13 protein-coding genes and 1 pseudogene are annotated in these 15464 nt (G+C 67.9%); 3 read left to right on the top strand and 11 right to left on the bottom strand.

Going from position 1 to position 15464, the window contains the following annotated elements; all coding sequences use genetic code 11:
• The 7 genes and pseudogenes from BLR03_RS12610 to BLR03_RS12640 form a co-directional block, all read right to left on the bottom strand.
• A pseudogene (locus BLR03_RS12610) lies at positions 1 to 494 on the bottom strand (bifunctional D-altronate/D-mannonate dehydratase); the annotation flags it as partial.
• A gap of 69 nt (positions 495 to 563) precedes the next feature.
• A complete protein-coding gene (locus tag BLR03_RS12615; RefSeq protein ID WP_254788453.1) occupies positions 564 to 1532 on the bottom strand; it encodes a sugar kinase in 969 nt (322 codons plus the stop codon).
• Positions 1529 to 2203 (bottom strand): bifunctional 4-hydroxy-2-oxoglutarate aldolase/2-dehydro-3-deoxy-phosphogluconate aldolase, encoded by a 675-nt coding sequence (locus BLR03_RS12620; protein WP_091253038.1) that lies wholly within the window; start codon positions 2201 to 2203, stop codon positions 1529 to 1531. The genes BLR03_RS12615 and BLR03_RS12620 overlap by 4 nt, the downstream gene beginning before the upstream one ends.
• A 5-nt stretch (positions 2204 to 2208) precedes the next feature.
• Complete coding sequence (gene dgoD / locus BLR03_RS12625; RefSeq protein WP_091253040.1) at positions 2209 to 3357, bottom strand: galactonate dehydratase; 1149 nt, start codon at positions 3355 to 3357, stop codon at positions 2209 to 2211.
• A 7-nt stretch (positions 3358 to 3364) separates the two neighbouring features.
• Complete coding sequence (locus BLR03_RS12630) at positions 3365 to 4255, bottom strand: carbohydrate ABC transporter permease (protein ID WP_091253042.1); 891 nt, start codon at positions 4253 to 4255, stop codon at positions 3365 to 3367.
• On the bottom strand, positions 4252 to 5220 hold the full coding sequence (locus BLR03_RS12635) for a carbohydrate ABC transporter permease (protein ID WP_254788455.1): 969 nt from the start codon (positions 5218 to 5220) through the stop codon (positions 4252 to 4254). Before BLR03_RS12635 ends, BLR03_RS12630 begins: the two co-directional genes overlap by 4 nt.
• A gap of 114 nt (positions 5221 to 5334) precedes the next feature.
• Positions 5335 to 6630, bottom strand: coding sequence for an ABC transporter substrate-binding protein (locus BLR03_RS12640; protein ID WP_091253044.1), 1296 nt, complete (start codon positions 6628 to 6630; stop codon positions 5335 to 5337).
• A 141-nt stretch (positions 6631 to 6771) separates the two neighbouring features.
• On the opposite strand from BLR03_RS12640, the gene BLR03_RS12645 reads away from it, so the two are divergent.
• Positions 6772 to 7563, top strand: coding sequence for a FadR/GntR family transcriptional regulator (locus tag BLR03_RS12645; protein ID WP_091253046.1), 792 nt, complete (start codon positions 6772 to 6774; stop codon positions 7561 to 7563).
• 26 nt (positions 7564 to 7589) lie between these two features.
• On the opposite strand, the gene BLR03_RS12650 is transcribed toward BLR03_RS12645, so the two are convergent.
• Both BLR03_RS12650 and BLR03_RS12655 read right to left on the bottom strand, forming a co-directional pair.
• Positions 7590 to 8621, bottom strand: coding sequence for an aldo/keto reductase (locus BLR03_RS12650; protein WP_091253048.1), 1032 nt, complete (start codon positions 8619 to 8621; stop codon positions 7590 to 7592).
• A 53-nt stretch (positions 8622 to 8674) separates the two neighbouring features.
• Positions 8675 to 9547, bottom strand: coding sequence for an NAD-dependent epimerase/dehydratase family protein (locus tag BLR03_RS12655; protein WP_091253190.1), 873 nt, complete (start codon positions 9545 to 9547; stop codon positions 8675 to 8677).
• Between the two features lie 174 nt (positions 9548 to 9721).
• Here BLR03_RS12655 and BLR03_RS12660 point away from each other — a divergent pair, with 174 nt between their 5' ends.
• Together BLR03_RS12660 and BLR03_RS12665 are read left to right on the top strand one after the other, a co-directional pair.
• Positions 9722 to 10192, top strand: a complete 471-nt coding sequence (locus tag BLR03_RS12660) for a universal stress protein (protein WP_091253050.1) — start codon at positions 9722 to 9724, stop codon at positions 10190 to 10192.
• Positions 10189 to 11010, top strand: a complete 822-nt coding sequence (locus BLR03_RS12665; protein WP_217639781.1) for an SRPBCC family protein — start codon at positions 10189 to 10191, stop codon at positions 11008 to 11010. Before BLR03_RS12660 ends, BLR03_RS12665 begins: the two co-directional genes overlap by 4 nt.
• Before the next feature lie 88 nt (positions 11011 to 11098).
• On the opposite strand, the gene BLR03_RS12670 is transcribed toward BLR03_RS12665, so the two are convergent.
• The gene (locus BLR03_RS12670; protein ID WP_091253052.1) at positions 11099 to 12469 is read right to left on the bottom strand and encodes a phosphoribosyltransferase; all 1371 of its coding nucleotides are present in this window, start codon (positions 12467 to 12469) and stop codon (positions 11099 to 11101) included.
• A 118-nt stretch (positions 12470 to 12587) separates the two neighbouring features.
• On the bottom strand, positions 12588 to 15317 hold the full coding sequence (mgtA, locus tag BLR03_RS12675; RefSeq protein WP_091253053.1) for a magnesium-translocating P-type ATPase: 2730 nt from the start codon (positions 15315 to 15317) through the stop codon (positions 12588 to 12590).
• Positions 15318 to 15464 lie beyond the last annotated feature (147 nt).

The raw sequence follows: 15464 nt of genomic DNA on the forward strand, positions 1-15464 counted from the left end.
GCCTGCGCGGCGACCCCGTAGACGGCCTTGATGCCGGGGATGGCGGTCTGGATCCGGATGGACTTGTACCCGAGCTCCAGGTGCTCCCGGACCGAGTCGAAGAGCGAGGGGATGTCCGCACCGGAGGCGTGGCCGTAGGCACGCAGCCCGTTCCGGGACGCCCCGCCCAGGAGCTGGTAGACCGGCATCCCGGCCAGCTTGCCCTTGATGTCCCACAAGGCCATGTCGACGGCGGCGATCGCGGCCATGGTGACCGGCCCGCGGCGCCAGTAGGAACTCCGGTACAGGAACTGCCAGGTGTCCTCGATCCGGTGCGGATCCTTGCCGATCAGCAGCTGCGCGACGTGCTCCTTCAGGTACGCGGCCACGGCAAGCTCGCGGCCGTTGAGCGTCGCGTCGCCGATGCCGGTCACGCCGTCCTCCGTGGTGATCCGCAAGGTCACGAAGTTCCGGGAGGGGCTGGTCACGAAGACTTCAGCGGCAATGATTTTCACAACAGGTCCAGGCTTTCTGCGGTGGTCGTGGTTCGGTGGATGGCGCGCGGGTGATGAAGACGGAGGGCTCTAGCGTAGGGTGGTTCCACTGGGCGTGGCCCCCAGAAGCACCAGCTCGTCCCGACGGGGCAGGCCTTCCCAATCACCGGCAGTACTGACGGCAAAAGCTCCCGCGAGCGCGCCGCGGTGCAGGCGGCCGGCCACGTCCTCGCCGTCGAGCAGGGCGGAGAGGTAACCGGCGGTGAAGGCATCACCGGCGCCCACGGTGTCAATGCTGGTGACGGGTACGGCGGGCGATTCCCACCGCCCTGCGGCGGTGTGGACGCCAGCGCCAGACGCGCCCCGCTTGACCACGACCTCCCGGACCCCCCGGTATAGAAGCTCGGCAGCCACGGCCGATTCGGCGCCGTCTGCGGTGCTGGCATCCCCCGGGTCTGCGGAAACCAGCCCGAGTTCGTCGTCAGAGGCGATCAGGATGGTCGCATGCCGGGCCAGCGGGGTGAGGACGGCCCGCGCCTCGTCCCGGGACCAGAGCTTGCTGCGGTAGTTCACGTCGAGAGAGACCTCCAGGCCTTCGCCGGCGGCCCGGGCGGCAGCATACTCCACCGCCCGCTGCGCCTCCTGGCTAAGGGCTGCGGTGATCCCGGTAAGGTGCACGACCCGGGCCCCGTTCCGGAAGGCCCGGTCGACGTCGTCCCGGCCCAGGCTCGATCCGGCGGACCCGGCGCGGTAGTAGAAGGCTCGAGTGACGTCGGCGGTGCGCTGCTCGAGGAACATCACCCCAGTGCTGCGGCTGGCGTGCTCACGGTGCTGCACAGCGATCCCTTCGCTCCGTAACTGCCTCAGGATGTATTCACCGTGCGGGTCCGCGCCCACCACGCCGGCCCAGGCCACGCTGTGGCCCAGCCGGGCGACGCCGACGGCGACGTTGGACTCCGCTCCGGCCACGTGCATACCCAGGCTGCCGCCAGCGGACAGCGGTCCCGCCGACCGCAGCGAGACCATCGATTCGCCCAGGGTGAGCAGGTCAACGTTCACCGCAGGCGCTCCGCGTCGGCCTGGCGGCCGAAACCGGCCGCCAGGCCGACGAAGGCGCGGGCACGCTCGCGCATCGGGGCAAGGTCGCCGCCCGAGCCGGCGTCGCCGAACAGCGGGCTGCCGAGCCCGACGGCGATCGCGCCGGCGCCCCAGTACCCGGCTGCCTCGTCCAGGCCGACGCCGCCTACCGCGATGAACGGGATGCCCGGGAAGGGGTCACGGAGCGCTTTGAGGTAGCCGGGTCCGCCGATGGACGCCGGGAAGAGCTTCACCGCGGTGGCGCCGCGGTTCATCGCTTCGTAGGCCTCGCTGGGGGTCAGCGCCCCCGCGAGGACGGGGATGCCGAGGCGCGCAGATTCCTGAACGGAGGTGGCCAGCGAGGGGGTCACCATGAACTGGCCGCCCGCGCGGGCCACGTCGTCCACGTCTGCGGCTGTGAGGACGGTGCCTGCCCCGACGAAGCAGCCGCCGGGAGCCGCTGCGCGGACCGTGCGGATCGCGGCAAGGGCGTCGGGGGTGGTCAGAGCGATTTCGACGTAGCGGAAGCCCTCCTCCATCGCCGCGAGGGCGGCCTTGGCGGCCGCGGCGCCGTCAGTGCCCCGCACGATCGCCACAAGGCGGGTCTCGCGGATTCCGGCCAACAGGTGTTCCGGGGTCAGCTCAGAAGTCATGTGATTCACCATTCTGCGAAGGCGCCGTCGGGGTGGCGCCATACGGGTCCGCGCCAGGCATGGCCGCGCTTGTCCGCGGCGCGGACTACGGCCTCGTCGATCTCGATGCCCAGGCCCGGGCCGGTAAGCCGCTCGATGTATCCGTCGACGAATTTCAGCGGCGTCTTGTCCACCACGTAATCCAGGACTTCGGCGCCCTGGTTGTAGTGGATGCCGATGCTTTGTTCCTGGATCAGGAAGTTGGGCGTGGCGAAGCCGACCTGCAGGCAGGCGGCCAGCGCCAGTGGTCCCAGCGGACAGTGCGGCGCCAACTGGACCTCGTAGATTTCGGCGAGCGAGGCGATCTTGCGGACCTCGGTGATGCCGCCGGCGTGCGAGAGGTCCGGCTGGGCCACTGCGATGCCTGCCTGCAGTGCGGGCAGGAATTCCTGGCGGCTGTAGAGCCGTTCTCCGGTGGAGACCGGCGTCGTGGTCGAGGAGGTGAACTCCCGCAGCAGGTGCGTGTTTTCCGGAACCACGGGTTCCTCGAGGAAGAACGGCCGGTACGGTTCCAGCAGCGGCGCGACGCGGCGCGCGTTGGCCAGGCTGAAGCGGCCGTGGAAGTCGACGGCGACGTCGCGGTGGTCCCCGAGGACCTCGCGGGCGGCGGCGACCCGGCGGACGACGCCGTCAAGTTCCGCCACCGAGGCGACCGGGCTCATCCGGCCGCTGGCGTTCATCTTCACCGCGGTGAGCCCGACCTCCAGCTGGGCGCTGATCTGGTCCGCCACCTCGTTGGGCTCGTCCCCGCCCACCCAGCCGTACATCCGGATCCGGTCCCGGACGTGGCCGCCCAGGAGCTGGTGCACGGGGGTGTTGAAGTGCTTGCCCGCGACGTCCCACAGAGCCTGGTCCAGACCGGAGACGGCGCTGGCCAGAATGGGTCCGCCGCGGTAGAACGACCCCTTGGTCATGACCTGCCAGTGGTCCTCGATCCGCAGCGCATCGTTGCCGATCAGCAGCTCGGAGAGCTGGTCGACGGCGGTGCGAACCGTTTCGCTGCGGCCCTCGCAGCTGGCCTCGCCCCAGCCGACGATCCCGCTGTCGGTCTCGATCCGGACGAAGAGCCAGCGCGGCGCGACGAGGAAGGTTTCAATCCTGCTGATGCGTGTCATCTGCTGCCTAGCCCTTGGTCGCACCGGCGGTGAGGCCGGAGACGATGTACTTCTGCGTGAAGAGCGCAATGATCATGATCGGGATGGTGACCACGGTGGCGGCCGCCATCAGTCCGCCCCAGTCGATGCTGGCGTAGGAGACGAAGTCGAAGATCGCCACCGGCAGGGTCTTGGTCTTGGACCCGGAGAGCACCAGGGCGAACATGAAGTTGTTCCACGAGAAGATGAAGGACAGGATGCCGGCGGTGGCGATGCCCGAGACGGACAGCGGCAGCGTGATGCGGCGGAACGCCCCGATCGGGGTGAGCCCGTCCACCTGGGCCGATTCCTCGAGCTCCAGCGGCAGCGAATCGAAGTAGCTCATCATGATGTAGACGATCAGAGGCAGCGCGACGAACATGTGGCTGAGGATCAGGACCTCGAAGCCGCCCACCATCTTCAGGTTGGAGAAGACATAGTACCAGGGGACCAGCAGCGAGACGCCCGGGATGACGCGGGCCATCAGGACCACGAGGGCCGAGCGGTGCATGGTGAAGCGACTCATCGCGTAGGCCGCGGGGACGCCGAGGACCAGCGACAGTGCGGTGGAGACGAACGCCACCCAGAAGCTGTTGAAGATGAAGATGAAGTAGTTGTTCCGCTGCAGCACGTTGGCGTAGTTCTCGCCCGTGGGGGTAAAGACGAACGACTTTGCCGTGTCGTAGATGTCCACGTTGGTCTTGAAGGACGCCAGAAGCATCCAGAACAGCGGGGCGATCAGGAACAGCACCACCGCGACCAGCGCAACGACGCGGAACACCTTGTAGGCCCGGGTGGACAGCGGCTTGCGGCGGCGCGGGGCCGGAGCGTACCCGGCGGCGGCGGTCTGGGATTCGGTGTTTTCGTGCAGTACGGTCATTTGCTTACCGCTTTCTTGCGCATGGTCAGCAGCCACATGGTGCCGATGATGATCATGAAGAACAGGATCAGCACCGCGGATGAGAGTCCGTACTGGTTGTAGTCGAAGCTCAGGCCGTAGGCGTAGACGTTGAGCGTCTCCACCTCGTGGAAGGATCCGCCGCCCTTGCCCTTGGTGGCGTAGAGGATGTCGAAAGTCTTCAGGGCATCGATGCCGCGCAGCAGGATGGCGACGATGACGGTCGGCATCATGAGCGGCAGGGTGATGAAGAAGAATCGCTGGAAGGCGTTGGCGCCGTCCATCCGAGCCGCCTCGTCAGGCTCCTCGGAGAGCGAGGTCAGGCCGGCGAGAAGGATGAGCACCACCATGGGGGTCCACTGCCAGATGTCCATGAAGATCGTGGTGCCCAGTGCGGTGTCCTGGCCGGAGAGCCACGGCTGCGGCGGAATGCCGATCATGCCGAGGAGCTGGTTGACAAAGCCGATGTTGGGGTCGAAGATCAGCCGCCACATCATGCCGACGGCCACCGGGGTGGCGACGAGCGGCAGCAGGATGGCGACGCGCACCCATTTTTCGCCGCGGAAGGGCCGCCACAGCAGCAGGGCGATGCCCATGCCCAGAACAACCTCGCAGGCCAGCGCGACCCCGGTGAAGGAAAGCGTTCGGCCGACGGCGGGCCAGAACCGTTCGACGTCGGACAGGACCGTGAGGTAGTTCTGCAGACCGACGAACTCGGACGCGGCCCGGACGGACCCCTGTGAATCGGTGAGGCTCAGGTACAGGGTCCAGGCTAGGGGGAAGACGATCAGGACGCCCACGAAGATCATGGCCGGCGCGGCGAAGAGCCATTTGCGGTGCCGGTTGGCCCAGGCGGAGAAGTTCTCCCGCGGGCCGGGCGTGCGGAGCGCGCTGCGGCCGGACCGCGGCTCCGACTTCGCACTGCGGGGAGGGGTCAATACAGACATGGTTCACCTAAGGAGTTGGGGGTGAAGTGAAGAGATGGCCCCGGCGGAACGGCAGCCAGCCGCCGTTCCGCCGGGGACTGCGGAGGGCGATCACCACGTGATGCGCCCGGCGTGTTACTTCTTTTCGCTGTCCAGGAACTTCTGGAAGTCGCCATTGGCCGTATCGGCCGCGGCGGGGACATCGGCCCCGGTGATCGAGGAAACAATCGGTCCGCCGACGATTTCGCGGGCCTTGCCGACGGTGATGACCTCCGGGCGGTCGTGTCCCACGCCGTTCTTGGCGCTGGCGGAGATGGCCTCGGCCAGATCCTTCGGGTACGTGGACGTTCCTTCAGGATCAGCCCAAACCGACGCGCGGGGCCCGGGAACTCCGGCCTTCTGTGCCGCCAGGGTACGGTCCTTGCTGGTAGCCCACTGGATGAACTTCCAGGCATTTTCCTGGTTGCTCGAGGCCTTGTTGACGGCCAGGCCCCACGACGGGATGTTGTACGGCTTGGAACCTGCGGGGCCGGCGGGCAGCGCGGCAAAGCCTACGGTGTCCGAAACTTTGGACTTGGCCGGGTCGGTGGCGTTCTTGTACAGCGAATCTGCCTCGGTGTAGAAGGCCGCCTTACCCTGCGTGAAGATCGCCATCGCCTCGGGCCAACTCATGTCAGTGCTGACGTTTTTCGGTCCGAAATCCTTGATCAAGCCGCCATAGAACGCATAGGCCTTTTTGGCGGCATCGCTGCCGACGGCGGACTTGCCGGCGTCGTCGGTGAAGTCGCCGCCGAAGCTGTAGAGGAAGCTCGAGAACTGGGTCACGGCGGCGGACTTGCCGGTACGGGCCACGAAGCCTGCCGTGTCGGGGGACGTCTCCGAGATCTTCTTGGCGGCCGCCTGGAGCTCATCCATGGTCTTGGGAACCTCAAGCCCTGCGGCCTTCAGCAGGTCCTTGCGGTAATAGAGGACTTCGCGCTCGGTGATAATCGGGACGCCTACGACCTTGCCGTCAACGGTGCTGGCCTTGACCGGGCCGTCCTGGTAGTCCTTCCAGTCCCAGTTGGCGTCCTGGGATACCTTGCTGGTGAGGTCAGCGAGGTAGCCGTTCTTGGCGAATGCCTTGCCCTCCTGCAGCGGGCGGTACATCATGACGTCGATCTCGTCGCTGCCGGCGTTGAGCTTGACGTTGTACTGGTCCGAGAGCTGGTCTTCGCCGAGCTGAGTAAGTTCAACCTTGAGGCCCGTGGACTTCTCAAACTCCGGAATGGCTGCCTTGATGCCTTCGGTCCAGACGTGGTTAGCGAGGGTGACCCGGACGGTTCCGGCCGCTTTGGCATCGCTGCTGCCGCTGGCTCCGCCACAGGCGGTGAGGCCCAGAGACAGTGCCGCGGCCACAGCCGCGTACTGCATGATCGAACGTCGCTTCATTACGACTCCCCTAGTTCATTAAGGGCTGGGCGTCACTGTCCAGCCGGCTGCAAATGCCTCTTTACATCTGCTCTGGAAGCGATCTTAGAGAAATAAAGCATATTTAAACAAGCCCTTGCGCCCCGCCAGTATGATTTATTCATGAAAACTCCAAAGGCGGAGTCCTCGCCTGACCTGCATTCATCGCTGGTCCAGAATCTAGGGCTCGCGATCGCCGAGGGGACCCTGACGCCGCATTCGATTCTGCGCCTGGACGAGCTTGAGACCCAGTACAGCGTCTCCCGATCTGTGGTCCGGGAGGCCACGCGGGTGCTCTCGTCCAAGGGCATGCTGGAATCACGACGGCGGCTGGGCACCGTTGTGCAGCCCGAGGAGTCATGGAACGCCTACGACCCCCAGGTCATCCGCTGGCGGCTGGCTTCTTCCAAGAGACTGGAGCAGTTGCGCGCCTTGAACGAACTCCGCGGCGCGGTCGAGCCACAGGCAGCCCGGCTCGCCGCCGAACGGGCCTCGTGGGACACCGGAAGCGACCTTGTGTCCCAAGCCGCCCGGTTGTGGGCAGCGGGCCAGCGCGGGAACCAGGACGAATTCCTCAGGCTGGATATCGAGTTCCATGCCGCCGTCCTCCGCGCGTCCGGGAACGTCATGTTCTCGCAGCTGCACAACCTCGTGACCGAAGTCCTGACCGGGCGCACCGAACACGGCCTCATGCCGCATTTGCCCCACCATGAGGCTCTACAGCTCCATGCGGACGTGGCCAACGCGATCCAGCGCGGGGAGGCCAGCGCCGCCCATGCAGCGATGAAGCGGATTGTGGAGCAGTCCACCGAGGAAATGGGCGACATCTGGGCCGGCCACCGAGACGGCGCGCCCGGTGCGGCGCCGGGGACACACCGCGGGGATCCTTCCAGCCCATCCGCGACGGTCGGATAGGCGGGAAATGACCCCGCGTTTGTTCTTTAGCGACCGCCCTCGAGCTTCCGGCTGCGCTGCTCCTGGGCCATCGGCCCGTACGGATAGACGCCGACGCGCGGCCGGCTGACCTCGGTCAGCCGCTCTGTTTCCCCCGCGGTGAGCCGGAGGTCCGCCGCCGCCAGGTTGTCCGCGAGCTGCTCGACGGTCCGGGCGCCCAGGATCACCGAGGTGACGGCCGGCCGGTCCGCCAGCCAGGCCAGGGCCACCTGGGACGGGCTCACGCCATGCCGGCCGGCGGTTTCCTGGACTTCAGCAATCACGTCCCAGGTGCGCGGGTCGGCGTTGCGGGCCTCCCACGCCTCCATCCCCCGTTTCGGATTTTCGCCGAGGCGGGTGGCCCCGGCGGGCGGCTGGTCGCGCTTGTATTTGCCGGACAGCCAGCCGCCGCCCAAAGGCGACCATGGCAGCAGCCCGATCCCGGCGTCGAGCGAGGCCGGAACGATCTCCGATTCGATCTCGCGGACCAGCAGGCTGTACTGCGGCTGCAGCGTCACGGGGGCACTCCAGCCCTGGGCCTTCGCTACGTGGACGGCCTTGGTCAGCTGCCAGCCCAGGAAATTGGAGAAGCCGTAGTACGCGATCTTGCCGCTGGTGACGGCGTCCTGCAGGAACCGGAGGGTCTCCTCCAGGGGAGTGATCGGGTCCCATGCATGCAGCTGATAGAGGTCGATCTGCTCCACGCCCAGCCGGCGCAGCGAGTCATCCAGCGCCCGGACCAGGTGGCGGCGGGAGGTCCCGACGTCGTTGGGGGCCTGGCCCATCGGAAAGCGGCCCTTCGTGGCCACGACGGCCCTGTCCCGGGCGTCTGCCCGGTCGGCCAGCCAGCGGCCGATGATTTCCTCCGACACCCCCGCGGTATAGACATCCGCGGTGTCGATGAAGTTGCCGCCCGCCGCGAAGTAGTCATCCAGGATGGCGCGGGACTGCTCCTCGGTGGCTTCGGCACCAAAGGTCATGGTGCCCAGCGCATAGGTGGAGACGACGGCGCCGCTGTTGCCCAGGGTGCGGTAGTGCATGGAACTCCTTAGGGGTGGGTGGATTGGTCCCGGCTTCTTCAGCCGCGGGCGTTTCAGTCTTCGGTCGGGGTGGTCCGGTTCGAGTGGTAGGTCCGCCAGGTGTGCTCGGGCGTGTAGCCGAGGAGGCGTTTGGCTTTGTCGATCGAGAGCATGGTTTCGTGCTCGCCAAGCTCCTTGACCACTTTGACGTCGGGGAAGACCTCGGCGGCCAGGCTGGCGCTGGAACGGCTCATCACGGTGTCTTCGTTGGCGATGATGAAGGCCTCGAAGCCGGGCTTGCCGTGCGCCAGGGCGCGGGCCACGGCCTGGGCGCCGTCGCGGCCGTCGATGTAGCCCCAGAGGTTCCATTTGCGCAGGGTCGCGTCGTGGTCAAAGGAGGGGAACTCCTCGTAGTCCTCCGGGTCCATCACATTGGAGAACCGCAGGCCCGTGATGCTCAGTTCCGGGTCCCAGCGGGTCAACTGGATGGCCATCTGCTCCTCGAGGTGCTTGACCAGGGAGTAGGTGCTTTCCGGCCGGGCCGGGTATTCCTCGTCCACCGGAATGTAGGGAGGGTCGATGTCGAACGGCAGCCCCAGTACCGTCTCGCTGGAGGCGTAGACAATTTTCTTGATCCCGGCACGGCGGGCGGCCTGGAACACGTTGTAGGTGGACTGCATGTTGTTCTCGAACGTGGCGGCATCGGGGGCATGCCCCGGGGCGGGAATCGCGGCCAGGTGCACCACGGCGTCAAAGCCGGTGTGGCGGTCCTCTAAGCCCAGGAACACGTCCACCACCTGGCCGTAGTTGCGCAGGTCCACCTCCGTGAACCCGGGGCTGCGCGCGCCCGTCCGGTCCAGGTTGGTCACATCGTGGCCGTCCTCCCTCAGCCGCCGGACGACGCTCCGTCCCAGCTTTCCGCTTCCTCCGGTAACAGCAACTCTCATCAGGAACTCCTCGGGTGGCAGGATCTGCAGACCGTCATGGTCCGGCACGGGCTCCGGCCCCAGGTCCGGCGCCGGCAGTCACCGTTCCACCCTAAGGGGAGCCGGGTGCTCTGCCCAGCCCCGCGTGACTTTCGGCCCTAGGCAGTCCCGGAGGCAGGGGGCAGGCTGGGGGCCATGAACGGTGATCAGCGCATTGTCGTGGGCGTGGACGGATCCGAGTTTTCGACGACGGCGCTCCGCCTCGCCGGGCGCATGTCCACGAGTCTGAACGTCCCGTTGGAGGTCATCACGTGCCTGGGCACCTCCGACTTCTTCCTGGCGTCCCACTTGCCGGAGGAGAGCACGCCTACCACCGCGCAGCTGGAAGAGACCGCCAAACGCCTCGTGGACCAGGCGCTGGAACGGGCCTTCGGGGACGCCCGCCCGGAAGGACTGACGCGCTCGGTCAAGTTCGGGGCGCCGGCCAAGGCGCTTATCGACGAGAGCAAGAACGCCCAGCTGCTCGTGGTGGGCAGGCGCGGGAAGGGCGGCTTCCTCCATCAGGTCATGGGCTCGGTGAGCGGGGCCTGCGTGGCCCATGCCCACTGCCCGGTGCTGGTGGTCGGCCAGAGCGCGGACGACCTGAGGGACCGGACCACGGGATGAACCTCGCCGGCCCCGCACCGGCACCCCGCAGGACCGCCCGTGCTGCCGCAGCGCCGGCTGAGGTCCCTAGCCTGAGCGGCCCGCACATTCCGCCCCGGATCCGCGGACCGCTCGCGGCGCTTGCTGCGGCGGCGGCGGGTGCCGCGTATGTCCTGGCCGTCCGGCCGAGGCTCCTCCGCTGGGGAGCCACCACCCAGGAGGCCGCCGGGCCGTTGCCCGGGGACGAGATCGTGCCCGCGCCGCGCATGCAAAGTACCCGGGCCGTCACCATCGCGGCCCCGGTATCAGACGTCTGGCCGTGGCTTGTCCAGTTGGGCGCGGGCCGCGGCGGCATGTACTCCTACGACTGGCTCGAGAACGCCGCGGGCCTGGGCATCCACAGCGCGGACAGGATTCTGCCGGAACTGCAGCATCTGGAGATCGGTGACATCATTCCGCTTTCCCGCGACGGCGGCCTGCCGGTCAGGCTTCTCCAGTCCCGGGCAGTGCTGGGCCTTGGCGGAACCATCGATCTGCGGACCGGGCGGGTGTCACCGGCCAGTGTGCCTCCCGCCGGGCCCTGGCTGGAGGCGGGGTGGACGTTCGTACTGCGGCCTGCGGGCCCCCATGCCAGCCGGCTCGTGTCGCGCACCCGGTACGACTATTCGCCCCTGGCCTCGGGGCTGGTGCTCCGCCCGTTGCTGGAGCCGGTGCAGTTCGTCATGGAGCGGCGGATGCTCCTCGGCATCCGCGCCAGGGCCGAAAGCCGGGCCAACGCGCGCGGCGGGCGTTACGGCAAGGCCCGCGGCGGGGGTCACGGCAAGGCGCACGGCGTCTGATTCTTCAAGCTGCTGTGTTTTCCAGCGCCTGTGTTCATCAAGCATCTGCGTTCATCAAACGCCCGTGTTCTTCAAGCATCTGTGTTCATCAAACGCCCGCGGCGCCGGCACGCGGTCCGGTGCCGTCCGGAGGGAGCAGGTAGTCGACAAACCAGTCCCGGGCCAGGATGGCCGCCGCGGCCAGCGTGCCCGGTTCTTCAAACAAGTGCGTCGCCCCCTGCACGACGGCAAGCTGGTTGGGGCACCGCATCATGGCCTTGGCCTTGCGGTTGAGCTCCAGGACCTCATGGTCCAGGCTCCCCACGATCAGGAGCGTCGGCGCGGTCACGGCGGAGAGCCGCGGGCCGGCGAGGTCGGGCCGGCCGCCGCGCGACACAACGGCCGCGATCCGTGCCGAGGGCTCCGACGCCGCCCACAGCGCGGCCCCGGCGCCCGTGCTGGCACCGAAGTAACCCACGGCGCAGGAGGCCGTATCTGCCCGGGTGGCAAGCCAGTCGGTGGCCGAGGAGAGCCTGCGGGCCAGGAGTTCGATGTCAAAGACGTTGGCGCGGTTGCGCTCTTCCGCGGGCGTCAGCAGGTCCAGCAGCAGTGTGCCGAGCCCGGCCTGTTGCAGGACCCCGGCCACGTAACGGTTCCGGGGGCTGTGGCGGCTGCTGCCGCTGCCATGGGCGAACAGCACCACGGCCCGGGCCGGCACCGGAAGGTGGAGTTGGGCCTGAAGCCGCACCCCGCGGGACGGGATCTCCACTTCCTCTTCGACGTCGGCGGCGCTGTCCGCGTGGGTGAAGTACGGCGTACGGGACGGCGGCGGCGCGGATTCCAGGCGTTTGGCCGCAAGATCGAGCAGGCGCACCACCTCGTCGTCGTCGGTGGGAGAGAAGTCCCGGTAGTGGTAGCCGACCGCCGTGAACTGGCGCGGCGTTGCCAGGCAGACCACCTCATCCGGCTCGGTGAGGCTGGCGAGGGTATCCGCCGGGGCAACCGGAACGGCAAGGATCACCCGCGCCGCCCCCTGTTTGCGGGCGATCCGGCAGGCCACACGGGCGGTGGAGCCGGTGGCGATCCCGTCGTCGACGATCACCGCGATGCGTCCGGTCAGGTCCTGCCGGGTCCGGCCCTTCCGGAACAGGACCACCCGGTTTTCCAGCACGGCGCGTTCGCGGTCTTCAACTGCCTGGAGTTCGTTAGCGCTGACCCGCGCATGGGCCAGGACCTGTTCGTCCAGGACCTTGGCTCCGCCTTCACCGATCGCGCCCATGGCGAGCTCCGGCTGGTACGGAAGTCCAAGCTTTCGCACCACGATCACGTCCAGGGGGGCGTCCAGGGCGGCGGCAACCTCGAAGGCGACGGGGACGCCGCCGCGCGGGAGTCCCAGGACCACGATGTCCTGGCCACGCAGTTCCGCCAGACGCCGGCCGAGCTGCCTCCCGGCGTCGACCCTGTCTTGAAAAATGGTCATGGGTTATGGCTTTCCAGTCGAAATGTCGGCCATCGGCCCCATCAGTCCTGGACCGCTGAAACTGGTGTCCCTGCGGGCCCGGCGAGCCGGAAATGGGCCAGGTGGCCGCTCCCTCCAACTATCCGCCCGAGGCTGTCACCCGGTGAGGGCCTTTGTGCCCGATTTTGCGCCGGCGCCGCCAGCCCGGGCCACGGTTGACGAGCAGCGGCCGGGCCTCCGGGATGCTGAAGCGTGCGGCCCGCCGGGCGATGCGGTGGGTCCGGCCGCGGAGCCGGACGGGACGGGGCGGGAGAGGCTGCTGCGCGGCCCGGGCGTAGAACCAGACTTTGGCCAGTTCAACCAGCACCAGGTACACCGCGCCCATCCCGAGCAAGGCGAGGAAGAACGGCGTCGGCAGCGGATCGAAGCCCAGCACCCCGGCCAACGGCGAGAACGGCAGGTACACCCCGAGGGCCACCACGCCCAGGGACGCGCTCACCAGGCCCACCGACGGCCGGCTCCGGAAGAAAGGCACGCGCCGGGTCCGGATGACGAAGATGATCAGCGTCTGCGTGACGATTGATTCGATGAACCATCCGGCGCGGAATTCGCCGGGAACCGCGTCGAAGACGAAGAGCATCAGCGCGAACGTCGCGAAGTCGAAGATGGAGCTGATGGGGCCGAACAAGAACATGAAGCGCCGGATGAAGCCAATGTCCCAGTGCGACGGGGCCAGCAGTTGTTCCTTGTCCACCCGGTCGCCCGGGATGGCCAGCTGGCCGGCGTCGTAGAGCAGGTTGTTCAGCAGGATCTGGCCCGGCAGCATGGGCAGGAAGCTCAACAGCACCGAGGCCGTGGCCGCGCTGAACATGTTGCCGAAGTTGCTGGAGGTGCCCATCAGGACGTACTTGATGGTGTTGGCGAAGATCCGCCGGCCTTCCATGACGCCTTCGGCCAGGACCCCCAGGTCCTTGTCGAGCAGCACGACGTCGGCGGCGTCCTTGGCCACGTCGGTGGCGCTGTCGACGGAAATCCCGATGTCCGCGGCGTGCAGCGCCAGGGCGTCGTTGACGCCGTCGCCCATGAACCCCACGGCGCCGCCGCTCTTGCGCAGCAGCCGGATGATCCGGGCCTTCTGCTCGGGCGAAACGCGGGCAAAGATGCTCGCCTCGCGCGCGGCGGCGGCCAGCTCGTCGTCGGACATGGCCTCCACCGCGGCACCGCTGAGCGTTCCGCCCGAGAGGACGCCGAGTTCATCGCAGACCTTTTCGGCGACCCTGGCGTTGTCACCGGTGGCGATCTTGACCGAGATGCCCAGCGCCTCGAGCTGGTCGAGGGAAGCCCGGGCGTTGGCTTTGGGCCTGTCCAGGAAGATGAGGAACCCGGCCAGGACCAGGTCTTTCTCGTCGGCCGGGGTCAGGTCCTCCAGTCCGTCCGCGGGGCGGCTCGCGACGGCCACCACCCGGGATCCGGCGTCGAACTGCTCGTTCAGCAACGCCTGAACGTCCGCCGGGGTGTCCGCGCACAAGGCGAGGACGTCCTCCGGCGAGCCCTTGGTGATGAGGCGGGCGGGGCCGCCGTCGTCGCTGACCAGCACGCTGGTCCGGCGCCTCAGGTGGTCGAAGTCGATCACGTCCAGGCGTTTGTAGCGGGCGGGCTGGAACGCTGCGGCCTCCGGTGATGCCCAGAGGGCGGCGTCCAGCGAGTTCAGGCCCACCGGGGAGGCCTGGGATTCTGCGTAGTCGGCCTCGGTCGCCAGCAGCCCCAGCGTGAGCAGGTCAGCGGGGGCGATGCCCGGGCGGGCGGGCAGCGCGGCCGTGAAGCTGATCCGGCCCTCTGTCAGAGTCCCGGTCTTGTCCGTGACCAGGATGTCCATGTCGCCGAGGTCCTCGATGCAGACCAGCCGCTTCACCAGCACCTTCCGCCGGGCCAGTTGCCGGGTACCCGTGGCCAGGCTGGTGCTGACCACGGCCGGCAGCAGCTGCGGGGTGATGCCGACCGCGATCGCCAGCGAGAACAGCAGCGATTCGATCACCGGGCGGTGCAGAAGCAGGTTCGCGACAAAGATCAGCGAGGTCAGCCCGATGGCCACCTGCAGCAGCAGGAAGGAGAAGCGTTTGAGGCCCAGCTGGAACTCGGTCTGGGGCTGCCGTTCGCCCAGTCCCAGTGCGATCCGGCCGAACTCTGCCCGCCCGCCGGTGGCGACCACCACCCCGGTGCAGGAGCCGGACTGGATCACGGTCCCCATTAACAGGCACGACGTCAGGTCACCCAGCGCCACTGCGCCGGCGACCGGGGCGGGGTCCTTGCCGACCGGCAGCGATTCGCCGGTCAGGATGCTTTCATCGCACAGCAGGTCTTTCGCGGTCAGCACCCGCATGTCAGCCGGAATGATCGCGCCGATCCCCAGATGGACGACGTCGCCGGGCACCAGGGCGGTGACCTCGACCTCGCGGGCGGTCCCGTCGCGGACGACGACGGAGCGGTGCGTGACGCGCGAATGCAATGCCTCCGCAGCGCGTTCGGCCCGGAATTCGTTACTAAATCCGAGCCCGACGCTGACCAGCAGGATCACGCCGATCACGATCGCATTCGTGGCGTCCCCGAGGAACAGCGAAAGCCCTGCGGTGATGAGCAGCAGGATCAGGATGGGGCTGGCCAGCTGCCGGCCCAGCACCGACCACGCGCTGGCCATGTGGGTCCGCACCGCGTTGGGCCCCAGCTCCGCGAGGCGCCTGTCCGCTTCGGCGGCGGTCAGTCCGGTCTCACCCGAGCCCAGCTCTCCCAGCACGGCAGCCACGGGCTGGCCCCCGGCACGGGAAATCGCCAGCGGAAGGGAGTGCGACTCCTTGACGTCGAGCTCTGGCATGCGGCATCCGTTCACGACAATTCACTTAAGGCAAAGCCTACGTGCCCAAGCGAAACGGTTCAGCAGTCTGTGGCCCCGCGGGCGCCGTCTGGAGCCCCGCGTATCCGGATGTATATAATCTCCCGGTACGGTTTTGCAGCAAGCCGT

The sequence above is a fragment of the Arthrobacter sp. ok909 genome, assembly GCF_900104405.1.
Classification (GTDB): Bacteria; Actinomycetota; Actinomycetes; order Actinomycetales; family Micrococcaceae; genus Arthrobacter; species Arthrobacter humicola.